The organism is Nocardia brevicatena NBRC 12119 (genome assembly GCF_000308495.1).
Taxonomy (GTDB): Bacteria; Actinomycetota; Actinomycetes; order Mycobacteriales; family Mycobacteriaceae; genus Nocardia; species Nocardia brevicatena.
Genome location: NZ_BAFU01000055.1, coordinates 62,916 through 75,596 on the forward strand (window position 1 = coordinate 62,916; position 12,681 = coordinate 75,596).

Below are 12,681 nucleotides of genomic sequence, written 5' to 3' on the forward strand. Positions count from 1 at the left end.
ACCGAACCGAGGACGAGGACGAGGACGAGGACGAGCTATGACCACAGTCTCCCCCACCGCCGAGCGGCAGGCCACCGCGGCCGATGGCTCCCGGCGGCCCGTAATCGCCGCGACCGAACGCATCGGCCTGCGCCAGGCCGTGGCGAACTCGCTCACCATGGCCTACCGCGGCGTGCTGAAAACCAAACACCAGCCCGAGCAACTGTTCGATGTGACCATCCAGCCGATCCTGTTCACGGTGCTGTTCGCGTACATCTTCGGCGGCGCGATCAATGGCAGTGTGCACGACTACCTGCCGATCCTGATTCCCGGCATTCTGGTGCAGACCGTGGTGTTGACCTCCGCGGTCACCGGCACCCAGCTGCGCGAGGATATGGACAAGGGCGTTTTCGACCGATTCAAATCGCTGCCCATCGCGCGGGTCGCGGCATTGGCGGGCGCGTTGCTCGCCGATACCGTGCGCTATGGGATCGCGACCGTGCTGACCATTGTGGTGGGCCTGTTCCTGGGCTACCGCCCGGGTGGGGGTGTCGCCGGAGTGGTGACCGCGTGCCTGCTGGTGATGCTGTGTGCGCTGGCGATCAGCTGGATCTGGGCCCTGATCGGCGTCACCGGCAAGAGCGCGGCGGCGGTGCAGGGCCTATCGATGATGATCATGTTCCCGCTGACGTTCCTGTCCGGCGCGTTTGCCCCGGTCAGCACGATGCCGGGTTGGCTGCAAGGACTCAACCACGCGAATCCGCTGTATTACCTGGTGAATTCGTGCCGGGAGCTGATGAGCTCCAATACCTACGGCAGTGATCTGCTGTGGTGTCTGCTCGGGTCGGCGGCAGTGGTGGCCGTCTTCGCGCCACTCGCACTCAGGGCCTATATGCGCCGGGCCTGAGTTGTGTCGACAGGAGCCGGTCCGTCGAGCGGGACACCGCGGCGGACCGGCTCATCGGCGTATCCGCTCGTGGACGGAACCGACCAGTTTCAGAATGCGTTCCGCGGCACGTCGCCGTCCCAGGCCTACCACCCGGTGCTGCGCCGCCGCAGTCGCCTCGGCGTCTATGACGGGCCGGTGCTGTACGAGATGTCGGGCCAGGTTCATCGACGGGCTGTCCTGGCGCGCGGCCACCCGTTCGGCGAGAGCGAACAGTTCGCAGCCGGTTTCCGTAGGCCCGCCCGAAGCGAGCAGGTAGGAGCCGACCGTGATGGCGACCATCCCGAGCAGCGGTAGATCCTGGAACTGCGACAGCCGTTCCAGCGCGATCCTCATCAGCTGACGGGGTAGTTCGGGTACCGCGTCGAGACCGCCGTAGAGGATGTGCGCGTCGAGCACTTGGCAGGCCAAGATGGTGTCCACGGGGCCGAAGTCCGGGTTCCTCGACGGCCAGGCTGCCGATGCGAGGGCTGCGCGGCCGCGGCGCAGTCCGGTGTCGATATCGCCACACGCCAAGGCGAGTTCGCTCCAGCCACAGGCCAGGACGGCACGGCGGTGATTGGGATGCGATACGGGATCATCGGGGCCGCCGTCGACGAAACGGTTCGCGAATTCCAACTGCCGCCGGGCCTGTTCGTATTCGCCGGAGCCGACCATCGACATCGCGAGATAGCTGCGGATCTCCAGACTCTCGTCGTATGCGCGCAGTCGGTGGAGGGCGTCGACCGCGGCACGGTAGTGGTCGACGGCGTCCGAGTAGTGTCCGGACTGCGCGGCCAACTGACCCAGATGCTGGCGTACCATGGCGGTGCCCCAGACATGCTCGACAATCCGCATACGGTACGCCCGCTCGGAATCCCGGAGGGAACCTCGGGGATCACCCGCGTTCTCGCGAATACCGGCACGCAACGCCAGGGCCATCATGGCGGTGAGCCGATCGGGCGAACGGGCACCGCGGTCGAGTTCGCGGGCGATACGATAGCCACCCGGGCGCACACATATCAGCTCGCCGACATAGCGCGCGAGCGGTGTGAGCGGCACGTTCGAGCGCAGGAGGCGACGGCACCGCCTACGTACCACGGCGAAATCGCGCACCGAGTCGGTTATGAGCATGGTGTGAGCGGTGAGCAGCGCGGCGGTGAGGATTTGCAGATCGCCGTCGATCCGTTCCCGCGCGGGCGGAGGCGGGAGGGCGATGAGCCGTTCGGACCAGCCCCCCCGCCTCGCCGGGTGAGCCACGCATCACCCACAGGGCGCCGATCACCGGGAACACGGTGTAGACGGTGTCGGCGTCGCGACGGTCGAAGGCCTGACGCATGACCGCCAGAAGGTTGTCGAGTTCGCTCAGCGTCGCCGGCACCACCGACACCTGGGCGGCGGTGAGATAGCGGCGAACCGCGTCACGGGCCAATTCGCGCGCCCACCGACACATTCGGTGCGCGACGAGCCCCTCTTCGCCCACGGCGACGAGCCGTTCCTCACCGAACTCCCGGACCGTTTCCAGCATGCGGTAGCGGACACCGATACCGTCGCCCTCGTCGGAGACCGTCAGCAGCGACTGGCTCACCAGGCCGTCGATGGCGGCGGCGGCATCGACGACTTCGGCACCACCCGCGACCATCACCGCCGCGGACAGGGTGAACCCGTCCGGGAACCGGCACAGCCGGCGCAGGGCGATCCGCTGCGGCTCGTCGAGGAGGTTCCAACTCCATTCGATCACCGCGTGCAGGGTCCGATGGCGTTCCGGGGAACTGCGGTCGCCGCCGCGCAGCAGCGCGAACCGGCGGCCCAACCGGGATTCGATATCCGCCACGCTCATGGTGCGCACCCGAGCGGCGGCCAGTTCGATGGCCAGCGGCAGACCGTCGAGAGTCCGACACAGCCGCGCCACCGTGTCCGGATTCAGGTGTACCGAGGGCCGGACCGCCCGGGCGCGGGCGGTGAACAGTTCGGTGGCGGGCGAATCGAGGGTGTCGGCCGTCAGCGGCGGCAGGACGTCCGCCACAGTGGCGAGGGCAGCGATCGGCTCACCGCGCAGGAGCGCGGTGTTCAACTCGATCAGCGCCGGTCCCGGATCGGTGCCGAGTTCGTCGGCCAGTCGGATTCGCAGGGTCGCGAATACCTCCAAGGCCTCGCTGCCGCGCCCGGTCTGCGCCAAGAGCCGCATGAGGGTGGCGTGTGCGGGCTCGTTCAACGGGTCGGCGGTAGCGAGCCGTCGGGCCGCGGCCACCGCCCCGGCGAGATCGCCGATGGTTTCGCGCGCGGCGCTCTCCAGTTCGTCGAGGGCACGGCGGCAGTCGGCGGCAGCGGTGATCAGTTCGTCGGCGACCGGGCCCGGAGGCAGATCGGCGCCGGGCTCACCGCGCCACAGGGCCCGCGCTTCGGCCAATAGGCCGAGGCAGCGGTCGGTATCGCCGGCGGCATGGACCCGGCGGGCCTGTTGTACTCGCCGTTGGGCGTGTGCGAGGTCGACCTGCTCGGCGCCCAAGGTCAGGCGGTAACCCGCGGGCCCGATCTCGAGGGCTCCGTCGGGGAGGGCGGCGCGCAGACGCGAGACCTGGGTGTGCAGGGCGTTCATCGGGGATCGCGGTGGCCGGTCGCCCCAGATATCGTCGATGAGCCCGTGCGGGCCGCGGCTGCGGCCGGGCCGGACGGCCAGGGCGGTGAGTAGGACGCGGGCGCGGGCACCGGGGACGGGGTGGAGCGCGGTGGCGCGACGTATGGCGATCTCACCGAGGATGCCCACCGTGATCGAGGCGTCCGGGGGCGATGCGGGTCCGGTGGGAACAACCGTGGCGCCGGGATCGGAAGAAAGCATGTTGTCGCAATCGTAGATCGCCGATATCGGCGGCCGGCGGTGCAGCGCCGGCGGGCGAGGCCGTGCAACGGCGTCAGCGTGGCAGGACCGGTCGGCGCCCCGCGGTGCGGCACCATGAGGGCATGGATATCGATCTCTCCGGAAGGCAGGCGCTGGTTACCGGGTCCAGCCAGGGAATCGGACTGGCCATAGCCACCGCGCTGGCGCGGGCGGGCGCGTCGGTGATCGTGAACGGCCGGGGGGAGCAGCGCACGGAACAGGCCCGCGACTCGATTCTCCGCGAGGTGCCGGGCGCCTCTGTGCGTGCCGTCGCCGCCGACCTGGCCGCCGCGGAAGGTGCCGAGCGGTTGCGGGAACAGGCCGCGGACCTCGATATCCTCGTGAACAATCTGGGGATTTTCGAAGCGAAACCGGTGTTCCAGGTCGAGGACGATGAATGGCGGCGGTATTTCGAGGTCAACGTGCTGTCCGCGGTGCGACTCATCCGGATGTACCTGCCGGGCATGATGGAGCGAGGGTTCGGGCGGGTCATGAATATCGCCAGTGATTCGGCGGTCGTGACCCCGCTCGAGATGGTGCACTACGGGATGACGAAGACCGCCCTGCTCGCGGTGACCCGCGGCTACGCGAAAGCCGCCGCGGGCACCGGGGTCACCGTCAACTCCGTGATGGCGGGGCCGACCCATACCCCGGGTGTCGAGGATTTCGTCCACGACCTGGTGGGCGACGATCTGCCCTGGGACGTGGCCCAGCGCCGCTTCATGGTGGAGCACCGACCGCATTCGCTGCTGCAACGACTGATCGAACCTGCGGAGATCGGGAACATGGTGGCCTATCTGAGCTCGAATCTCGCCTCGGCAACCACCGGCGGCGCGGTGCGTGTCGATGGCGGCTATATCGACTCGATCCTGCCGTGACGGACGCTTCCGTTCGCCTTCGTTCGCGGCCCGCGCGCCGGACCGGATAGCACAGCGCTACGGCGGCGAGCGGTGACCCGGGTCCGGGTCGTGGGACCATGACTCCACCGGTGTGGTGGGCGCGGCGGGGTCGTCCGTGCGGGCGGAGGCGTTACGCCGGATGTCGGAAGCCAGTGAGTCACCGAGCGCGGAGGTGGACTGCAGGTTGTAGGTGAGTTCCCACAGCGGGTACCCGTCGCCGGTGACGATGCCGGTGTCGGCGAAGCCGAGACGGCGCAGCATACGGCCGATACCACCTTTCACATGCTCGGTCTGCGCGTAGAGACGCAGCGTGCGTTTCTCCGGATGCGCGGCGCGCATGGTGGTCACGATATCGATGAGATGATCCAGGAAGACCTGCGGTAGAACCGCTGAATTGCCGCTCAACCGCCCCCGGGCGCTACGGATCAAACCCATCGAGAACAGCACCACGGCGTCCGACCATTCGTCCGCCCGGGCGATGTGCACGCCGCGCACCTCGGAGTCCGACAGACCGCCGGTCCGGCAGTACTCCGCTTCGCCCACCTGGTTCAGCGGCAGAATCGACGACATGCCCACGGGGATGTACTCGCCACCGACCTTCGCCTCGACGATCCGGTACACGAGTGGATTCGCTTCGAACGAACTTCTGTTGCGGCGTTTGATGACATCCAGCGGTGTGGAAAACGCGGTGAGACCGAAGACCTCGCGATTGAGCTGACACAACAGGTCCAACTCCCGCGCGGTGATCCGGCGTGACCGGTAGTCCATCGGTTCCAATTCGGACAACTGCGGGCCTCCTGCGATACGCCGTTCGAAATTGCGGGTCAGGTCCGGTGCGATACCGGAGCCGTCGATCAGCGCGGCCAGTATCTCGAATGGCTCACGGCCGACGACCATCCGCAGTCCCAGCGAGCCGACCTTGATGGTGCCCGCGATGATTCCGGTGATCACGATATAGCCGAGCCAATCGCTCTGGGTGATCACAGGAATCGCATCCAGCGCGTCACGCGCCGGCTCGGCGACCTCCAGAGAGCTGATGATCCCGGCGGTCAGGGCACTCACCCCGAACAGATATTTGCCCGGCCGGCGCACCGCGAGAACGAAAGCGCACTGGACCTTTTCGAGCCACTGGGGCGGTGCCGCCACGGAGATCCCCCTACCGACGTTGTGACCTGGATTACTAATTTTACGAAATATGGCTCTCCATAACGCGTCTCGCCAGTATCCGCACCGGTACGTGGAGTCACGGCAGGGTGCTCGTCGAATCGACGACGCAGGGTGCGCGAATACGACGTGGCCCTCCCTGCCGGGTTCCGGGACAGGTAACGGTAGGCCGAGCAGCGTGGCGACGAGCGGGACCGCGCAGAGCACGGTGAGGACGGTCTGCGGACCGAGTCGGCCGGCCGGCCCGCCGAACACCGGGCAAGAGCAGTCCGCCGGCCCCAGGGTGACCCCGCCGGCGGTGCCGGGACGGGACGGCAGATAGTCCTGCCCCAGTCGCACCGGTACCGCCAACGGAACGTTGACGGCCATACCGGCGAACACCGCGCACCGCAGGGCCGGCAGCGGGTTCGGTACCACACGGAGCGCGATCAGCGCGGGAATCCCCGCCGCGCTGCCGATCCGGACCACCTGCACCGCGCCAATCCGGTCGGCCGCCCACCCACCAGCGTGCCGGCGACACCGCCGACCAACCACACCGGCAAAGCGGCACCGCGGTCACCTCGGTCGCCCACCGTTGCGGATGGTCCTCGACCAGCGCCTTCATCGAGGTCTATCGCCGCACGTTCGGTCATACGCCCGAGGGCGCGCGGAGCGGGTCGACACCGACCGTACCGGTGGTCGTCAGGGAGCCGCGCCCGCCGATTCGATCCGTTCGGCGCACCGCATGAGGATTTCCGCCGGGCCCGTGGGCGGGGTCCCGTGCCGCCAGATGGCGCGGAATCTTCTGGTCAGAACCACCGATTCGGCCAGCGGAACCCGTACGAGACCGCCGACGGTCAGTTCGGGAGCGGCGATCAGGGTGCTCAGCACGGCGGGAGCCATACCGCTGCGAGCGGCAGCGACGATGGCGACCGTGGAACCGAGTTCGGCGGCCGGCGAGGCGGGGCGGGCCTGCGCGCCGAGGATCTCCCAGACGGTATCGCGGGTACCGGAGCCCGGCTCGCGCCACAGGAGCGGGGTCGAGGCGAGGTCGCGCAGGGTGACCGGGTCGGAGCGTTTCGCCCAGGGGTGTGTCGGGCCGACCACTACCAGGAGCTCGTCCGCGCCGAGAACATGTCCGCCGAGGTCCGGCGGCGGGTGCGGTCCCTCCACGAAGCCGATATCGGCTTCGCCGGCACGGACCATGGCCTCCACATGTTTGGTGTTGTCGACCTCCAGCACCACCGCCACTTCGGGGTGAACCTTTCGCAGCGCCGCCAGCCAATGGGGAATACGGTGGTCGGCAATGGTTTTCGAGGCCGCGATACGCAGGCGGGGAGTCCCGGTGGTGTGCAGGGCCGTGACCGTTTCGTTGAAGGACCGGGCGGCGTCGAGCACCGTGCGCGCCTGAGTGACGACGGCGCGGCCCGCGTCGGTGAGCGTCGAGCCCGTGGGACCTCGCTCCAGCAGGCGCAGGCGCAGGCGTCGTTCGAGGGCGCTGATCCGCATACTCGCCGCGGGTTGGCTGATGCCGTGAATCCGGGCCGCCGCCCCGAGACTGCCCGTTTCGGCCACCGAGACCAGAAGGTCCAGTACCGCGAGATCGGGGGTTCCGGGCGAAAGCGTCATGAGTATTGATTATCGGCGTCCGTTCGGCGGGTCCACCGCGACCCCATAAATTCTCCTTATGTGGTCCTCCGAATTTGCTCGCTACCGGGAGATATGCCCGGTTGCCACGCTCAGGGAGTGGATCGGGTTCATCGTGTTCTTCCCGGCCTCGTGCTCGCCGCTGTCTGCGCCACCGGGGCCACCCTGCTCGCCTTCGTCGTACCGATCGCCGCAGCGCCGGTGCTCGCCTTGGCCGCCGGCGCGGTCATCGGAGTGCTCGCCCGCGATTCCGTCGCGGAAACGGGATGTTTCGGGCCCGGACTGGCCGTGGCGCGGCAGTATCTGCTGGGCGGCGCGATCGTATTGCTCGGCCTCGGTCTGCCCATGGACGCGGTGCTGGCCGTGGGCCGGCACACGGCGGTGGTCCTGTTGGGCACGCTGCTCGTCGGGGCGGCGGCCGCGGTGATCGTGGGTCGACTGCTCGCCCTGCATCGCGAATCGACGATTCTCATCGCGGCGGGCACCACGATCTGCGGGGCGTCCGCGATCGCCGCGGCCACCGCGGTCCTGAAACCGGACCGAGAACGGGTCGCCTACGCGCTGGGCACCATCTTCGTCTTCAATATCGTCGCCGTCCTCGCCTATCCCCCACTGGGTCGGCTGCTGGGCCTCTCCCAGGAGGGGTTCGGTCTGTGGGCGGGCACCGCCATCAACGACACATCCTCGGTGTTGGCCGCCGGTGTCGCCTTCGGCCCGGTCGCGGCGAATTTCGCCATTGTCGTCAAACTCGTTCGCAGCCTGATGATCGTCCCGCTGTGCGTGGGCCTGCACCTGACCGACCGCCGGACCGCCGTGGCCGCGGCGGCCTCCACTCCGCTGTGGCGTACCGTTCCCCTCTTCGTGGTGCTGTTCCTGGCCGCATCGGTCATCGCCGGCCTCGGTGTCGTGCCCACACCGGTGACCGCGCCGCTCAGGGAGCTCAGTACCTGGCTCATCGCCGCGGTGCTCGCCGCGATCGGCACGTCGCTCACCTGGGGACGGCTGCGCGCGGCCGGGCCGCGGCCGCTGCTGTTCGGCGGAATCCTCGCAGTGGTCCTCGCCATCTCCTCGCTGGTCCTGCAGACCGCCACCGGCCGGCTGTGACGGCGACCGGATCAGGCCGTCGCGCCGGAGAGCGCGGTATCGGTGAGGACGGTGTCGATCGGGGTCGCGGGCGGCCAACAGCACCCGGTCGCCGCCCGTCTCAAAAGTTCGGTCGGACCGCGCGACCGGTTCAGGCCCTGTACCACTACGAAGGTGCCCGCGCCGGGGATGCGGTCCACCAGGCCCTCGTCCCGCAACAGCGCCGGCGCGTCGCGCACGATATCGCGGCCGGCGTTGAAAACGGCCGCGAATTGTGTCTCCGACGGCAGTGGGCGATCACCGTAGACGCCGCGGATCGGGCTCGGACAATATCGCGGATACTACGGGCCGGCACCGAGCGTCGGCCGCTCCCGGTTCCGGGCAGGCCGTCCGTACGGAGTGATCCGAATGCGTTCTGGCTGTCATACGGCAAATGCTCGGCAGCCCGCGTTACGGACGATGTTTCCGGCGATTACCGGACGGTTACGCCAGTTCCACACCCCGAAACAAGCCATGATCTGCGGAAACAGCAGATCTCACCGGAGTTTCTCCAGTCTGTGAACCAGCACACAGCCCACCTCGTACCCCCGCGGTGGCGGTCGCCGGTACCCACGCCGGGACCTGCGGTCGAACCCGGAATATGGTGTCCGCATGCCCGACACGCATGCCCCGTACCTCACCGACGCGGCCGAGATCTACCGCCGCTCGTTCTCGATCATCCGAGCGGAGGCCGATCTGGACCGCTTTCCGGCGGATATCGAGCGCGTCGTGGTGCGGATGATCCACGGGGCCGGTCAGGTCGACCTGGCCGGGGACGTGCTGTTCACCCCGGGTGTGGTCGCCTCGGCGCGGGCGGCGCTGCGGTCGGGGGCCCCGATTCTGTGCGACGCGAACATGGTGGTGTCGGGGGTTACGCGCACCCGGCTGCCCGCCGACAACGAGGTGGTCTGTCTGCTGGGGGATCCGCGGGTGCCGGAGCTGGCGGCGAAGTTGGGGACCACTCGCTCGGCGGCGGCGCTGGAACTGTGGCGGGAGCGGCTCGACGGGGCGGTGGTCGCGATCGGGAACGCGCCGACGGCGCTGTTCCATCTGCTGGACATGATCGCGGCCGGCGCGCCGATACCGGCGGCCGTGCTGGGTATCCCGGTCGGATTCGTGGGGGCCGCCGAATCGAAGGAGGCCCTGGCCGCCACGCCCGGAGTCGACTACCTGACCGTGCGGGGTCGGCGCGGCGGCAGCGCCGTCACCGCCTCGGCGTTGAACGCGATCGCGAGTGAAGAAGAATGACGGGTGGCGCGGGGAAACTGTGGGGGATCGGGCTCGGGCCGGGCGATCCGGAACTGGTGACCGTGAAGGCGGCGCGGGTGATCGGCGAGGCCGAGGTGATCGCGTTCCACAGTGCGCGGCACGGGCGCAGTATCTCGCGGTCGATCGCGGCACCCTATATGCGGCCCGGCCAGCTCGAGGAACATCTCGTCTATCCGGTGACCACGGAGACCACCGATCATCCCGGCGGATATCAGGGCGCTATCGACGAGTTCTACGAGCAGGCCGCGCAACGCCTGGCCGCCCATCTGGCGGCGGGACGGTCGGTTGCGCTGCTCGCGGCCGGTGATCCGCTGTTCTACAGCTCGTATATGCATATGCACCGGCGGCTGGCCGACCGGTTCGAGGCCGAGATCATCCCGGGGATCACCTCGGTGAGCGCGGCGTCGGCGGCATTGGGGACACCGCTGGTGGAGGGCGAGCAGGTGTTGACCGTGTTGCCGGGCACCATGCCGACCGAGGAACTCACCCGACGGCTGCGCGACACCGATGCGGCCGCGATCATGAAACTGGGCCGCACCTACCCGAATGTGCGGCGGGCGCTGGCCGATTCCGGGCGGCTCGACGGCGCCTACTACGTGGAACGGGCCAGCACCGGACGTCAGCGGGTGGGCACCGCCGCGGACGTGGACGCCGACGATGTCCCGTACTTCGCGATTATGATCGTTCCGGGCCCCGAACCCACCACCCCGCTACCGTTCGGGTCGACACCGGAAGCCTCGGGCCACTCACCCGATAACGACGTCACCCGGCTCGGCGAGGTTGTGGTGGTGGGGCTCGGCCCCGGCGATCGGGCCTGGACCACTCCGGAGGTCGAACGCGAGCTCGCCCGGGCGACCGATATCGTCGGATACACCACGTATGTGAACCGGGTGCCGCTGCGCCCCGGTCAGCGCCGGCACGCCAGCGACAATCGGGTGGAATCCGAACGCGCTGCCATGGCCCTGGATCTGGCCCGCCGCGGGGCCCGGGTGGCGGTGGTGTCCTCCGGTGATCCAGGGGTGTTCGCCATGGCGGCCGCGGTCTTGGAGGAATCGGCCGATCCGCAGTGGGCGGGGGTGCCGGTGCGGGTGCTGCCGGGGATGACCGCGGCGAATGCGGTGGCGAGTCGGGTCGGGGCGCCGCTGGGCCACGACTACGCCGTGATCTCGCTGTCGGATCGGTTGAAGCCGTGGGATATCGTCGCCCAACGGCTGTCGGCGGTTGCTGCCGCCGATATGGCCATCGCGGTCTACAATCCGGCGTCCGGTCAACGCACCTGGCAGGTGGGGGCGATGCGGGAATTGCTGCTGGAACACCGCAAACCGGATACGCCGGTGGTGCTCGGCCGTGATGTCGGCGGGCCGGGCGAATCGGTGCGGGTGGTTACGCTGGATGAACTGGACCCGACCGAGGTGGATATGCGGACGCTGCTCATCATCGGCGCGTCCACCACCTCGATCGTCGATACCGCGGAGGGGCTGCGGGTGTTCACTTCCCGCCGCTACCGTGCCTGAGTTCACGCCATCCGGTAATATTCCACTGTGGAAGATACGGAGGGAGCGGTGTGGCGGACGATAGGCGACGACTGAACTCCACGGCGGCATCACTGTTGGGATTCCTACACGAGGGACCGATGTCGGGCTGGGACCTGACGACTCTCGCCCAGCACCGGATCGGCGATTTCTGGACGATCACCCAGAGTCAGGTGTACCGGGAACTCGCCGCCATGGCCGCGGACGGACTGGTGGTCAAGGGAGAAACCGGAGCCCGCGAACGCACCCCTTACCACATCACCGATGCCGGGCGGGAGGAATTCGCGGCATGGATAGCCCGTGATCCGGGCGCCGAGACCATCCGCTTCCCCCTCCTGCTGACCCTGAGCTTCGGTGACCACCTCGACCGCGCCCAACTCGACCCCTTCATCGAAGCCGGACGCAGCGTGCACCAACAGCGGCTGGAACGCTACCTCGACGAGGACGGCGAAGCCCTGCCGCCGCATCGGCGCGCCACTCTGGAATTCGGTATCACCTACGAACGCGCCGTATTGGACTGGTTCGACCGGCTGCCCGGAATACTCGACTCCCGACCCTCCTCCGGTGCCCGCCCGCACAACAGCCGATAGGTCTCGGCGACCGTTTCGGTGACGGTAATGCCCGACGGCAACGGTGGCCGGTTCACCATCACGACCGGAACCCCGACCTCCCGGGCGGCGACGAGTTTGGCGGAGGTCAGACCGCCGCCGCTGTCCTTGGTCACCAGCACATCGATGCGGTGCCGAGCCAGGAGGTCGGTTTCCTCCTCGACGGTGAAAGGTCCGCGGGCGAGCAGGATCTCGTGCCGCGGCGGCAGCGGATCGTCGGGCGGTTCGATCGCGCGGATCAGAAACCACGGCCGGCTCACACCGGCGAACGCCCCCACACCCTGTCTGCCGACGGTGAGCAGAATCCGCTCACCCAGCCGAGCGGATGTGGCGGCGGCCGCGGATAGATCGGGGACCCGCCACCACCGGTCTCCGGGACCGGCGGTCCAGCCCGGTCGGCCGAATCGGATCAGTGGGATATCCAGCGCGGCGGAGGCCGTGACGGCGTGCTCGGTGATGGTCGCCGCGAACGGATGCGTGGCATCCACCACGGCTCGGACGCCGTTGTCGCGCAACCAGTCTCGAAGACCGTCCACGCCGCCGAAGCCGCCGATCCGGACGGCGCCCTCGGGAAGGATCGGGTCGCGCACGCGACCGGCGAGCGAGGACACGATATCGAATCCCCGCTCGCCGGAGAGCGTTCGAGCCAGTTCCCGGGCTTCCCGGGTCCCGCCCAACA

The 12,681-nt window shown here is 68.7% G+C and carries 12 protein-coding genes; 6 read left to right on the forward strand and 6 right to left on the reverse strand.

Going from position 1 to position 12,681, the window contains the following annotated elements:
* The first annotated feature begins 37 nt into the window (after window positions 1-37).
* On the forward strand, window positions 38-886 hold the full coding sequence (locus ON20_RS13625) for an ABC transporter permease (protein ID WP_040835761.1): 849 nt from the start codon (window positions 38-40) through the stop codon (window positions 884-886).
* A 51-nt stretch (window positions 887-937) separates the two neighbouring features.
* On the opposite strand, the gene ON20_RS35715 is transcribed toward ON20_RS13625, so the two are convergent.
* Together ON20_RS35715 and ON20_RS35720 are read right to left on the reverse strand one after the other, a co-directional pair.
* Window positions 938-2,038: a tetratricopeptide repeat protein gene (locus tag ON20_RS35715; protein WP_157228836.1), complete on the reverse strand. Its 1,101-nt coding sequence runs from the start codon at window positions 2,036-2,038 to the stop codon at window positions 938-940.
* The gene (locus tag ON20_RS35720) at window positions 1,995-3,743 is read right to left on the reverse strand and encodes an AfsR/SARP family transcriptional regulator (protein WP_051162403.1); all 1,749 of its coding nucleotides are present in this window, start codon (window positions 3,741-3,743) and stop codon (window positions 1,995-1,997) included. Before ON20_RS35720 ends, ON20_RS35715 begins: the two co-directional genes overlap by 44 nt.
* Window positions 3,744-3,865: 122 nt before the next feature.
* Between ON20_RS35720 and ON20_RS13635 the strand changes: the two genes are divergently transcribed.
* Entirely contained in the window at window positions 3,866-4,660 is a 795-nt protein-coding gene (locus ON20_RS13635) for an SDR family NAD(P)-dependent oxidoreductase (protein ID WP_040835762.1), read from the forward strand.
* A gap of 57 nt (window positions 4,661-4,717) precedes the next feature.
* On the opposite strand, the gene ON20_RS33120 is transcribed toward ON20_RS13635, so the two are convergent.
* Together ON20_RS33120 and ON20_RS13650 are read right to left on the reverse strand one after the other, a co-directional pair.
* On the reverse strand, window positions 4,718-6,319 hold the full coding sequence (locus ON20_RS33120) for an MFS transporter (protein ID WP_051162405.1): 1,602 nt from the start codon (window positions 6,317-6,319) through the stop codon (window positions 4,718-4,720).
* Between the two features lie 207 nt (window positions 6,320-6,526).
* Window positions 6,527-7,453 carry a LysR family transcriptional regulator gene (locus ON20_RS13650; RefSeq protein ID WP_040835766.1) on the reverse strand — a complete coding sequence of 309 codons (927 nt, stop codon included), beginning with the start codon at window positions 7,451-7,453 and terminating at the stop codon, window positions 6,527-6,529.
* A gap of 117 nt (window positions 7,454-7,570) precedes the next feature.
* Between ON20_RS13650 and ON20_RS13655 the strand changes: the two genes are divergently transcribed.
* A complete protein-coding gene (locus ON20_RS13655; RefSeq protein ID WP_040835768.1) occupies window positions 7,571-8,575 on the forward strand; it encodes a YeiH family protein in 1,005 nt (334 codons plus the stop codon).
* Window positions 8,576-8,586: 11 nt separating this feature from the next.
* On the opposite strand, the gene ON20_RS13660 is transcribed toward ON20_RS13655, so the two are convergent.
* A complete protein-coding gene (locus ON20_RS13660) occupies window positions 8,587-8,871 on the reverse strand; it encodes a GntR family transcriptional regulator (RefSeq protein WP_083864899.1) in 285 nt (94 codons plus the stop codon).
* Window positions 8,872-9,205: 334 nt separating this feature from the next.
* Here ON20_RS13660 and ON20_RS13665 point away from each other — a divergent pair, with 334 nt between their 5' ends.
* From ON20_RS13665 to ON20_RS13675, 3 genes are read left to right on the forward strand one after another with little or no spacing between them, the layout of a single operon-like run.
* A complete protein-coding gene (locus ON20_RS13665) occupies window positions 9,206-9,841 on the forward strand; it encodes a precorrin-8X methylmutase (RefSeq protein WP_040835773.1) in 636 nt (211 codons plus the stop codon).
* On the forward strand, window positions 9,838-11,376 hold the full coding sequence (locus tag ON20_RS13670) for a precorrin-2 C(20)-methyltransferase (protein WP_040835776.1): 1,539 nt from the start codon (window positions 9,838-9,840) through the stop codon (window positions 11,374-11,376). The genes ON20_RS13665 and ON20_RS13670 overlap by 4 nt, the downstream gene beginning before the upstream one ends.
* A gap of 50 nt (window positions 11,377-11,426) precedes the next feature.
* Window positions 11,427-11,984: a PadR family transcriptional regulator gene (locus tag ON20_RS13675; protein WP_040835778.1), complete on the forward strand. Its 558-nt coding sequence runs from the start codon at window positions 11,427-11,429 to the stop codon at window positions 11,982-11,984.
* On the opposite strand, the gene ON20_RS13680 is transcribed toward ON20_RS13675, so the two are convergent.
* Window positions 11,891-12,679, reverse strand: a complete 789-nt coding sequence (locus tag ON20_RS13680) for a cobalt-precorrin-6A reductase (protein ID WP_245547223.1) — start codon at window positions 12,677-12,679, stop codon at window positions 11,891-11,893. The two genes, ON20_RS13675 and ON20_RS13680, sit on opposite strands and share 94 nt — an antisense overlap.
* Between the last annotated feature and the right edge of the window lie 2 nt (window positions 12,680-12,681).

What these genes read in the sequence shown, in the direction of transcription:
- ON20_RS13635 (WP_040835762.1), top strand. Translation starts at nt 3,866, where the DNA reads ATGGATATCGATCTCTCCGGAAGGCAGGCGCTGGTTACCGGGTCCAGC.
- ON20_RS35715 (WP_157228836.1), bottom strand. Translation starts at nt 2,038, where the DNA reads ATGCTCATAACCGACTCGGTGCGCGATTTCGCCGTGGTACGTAGGCGG.
- ON20_RS13670 (WP_040835776.1), top strand. Translation starts at nt 9,838, where the DNA reads ATGACGGGTGGCGCGGGGAAACTGTGGGGGATCGGGCTCGGGCCGGGC.
- ON20_RS13650 (WP_040835766.1), bottom strand. Translation starts at nt 7,453, where the DNA reads ATGACGCTTTCGCCCGGAACCCCCGATCTCGCGGTACTGGACCTTCTG.
- ON20_RS35720 (WP_051162403.1), bottom strand. Translation starts at nt 3,743, where the DNA reads ATGCTTTCTTCCGATCCCGGCGCCACGGTTGTTCCCACCGGACCCGCA.
- ON20_RS13625 (WP_040835761.1), top strand. Translation starts at nt 38, where the DNA reads ATGACCACAGTCTCCCCCACCGCCGAGCGGCAGGCCACCGCGGCCGAT.
- ON20_RS13665 (WP_040835773.1), top strand. Translation starts at nt 9,206, where the DNA reads ATGCCCGACACGCATGCCCCGTACCTCACCGACGCGGCCGAGATCTAC.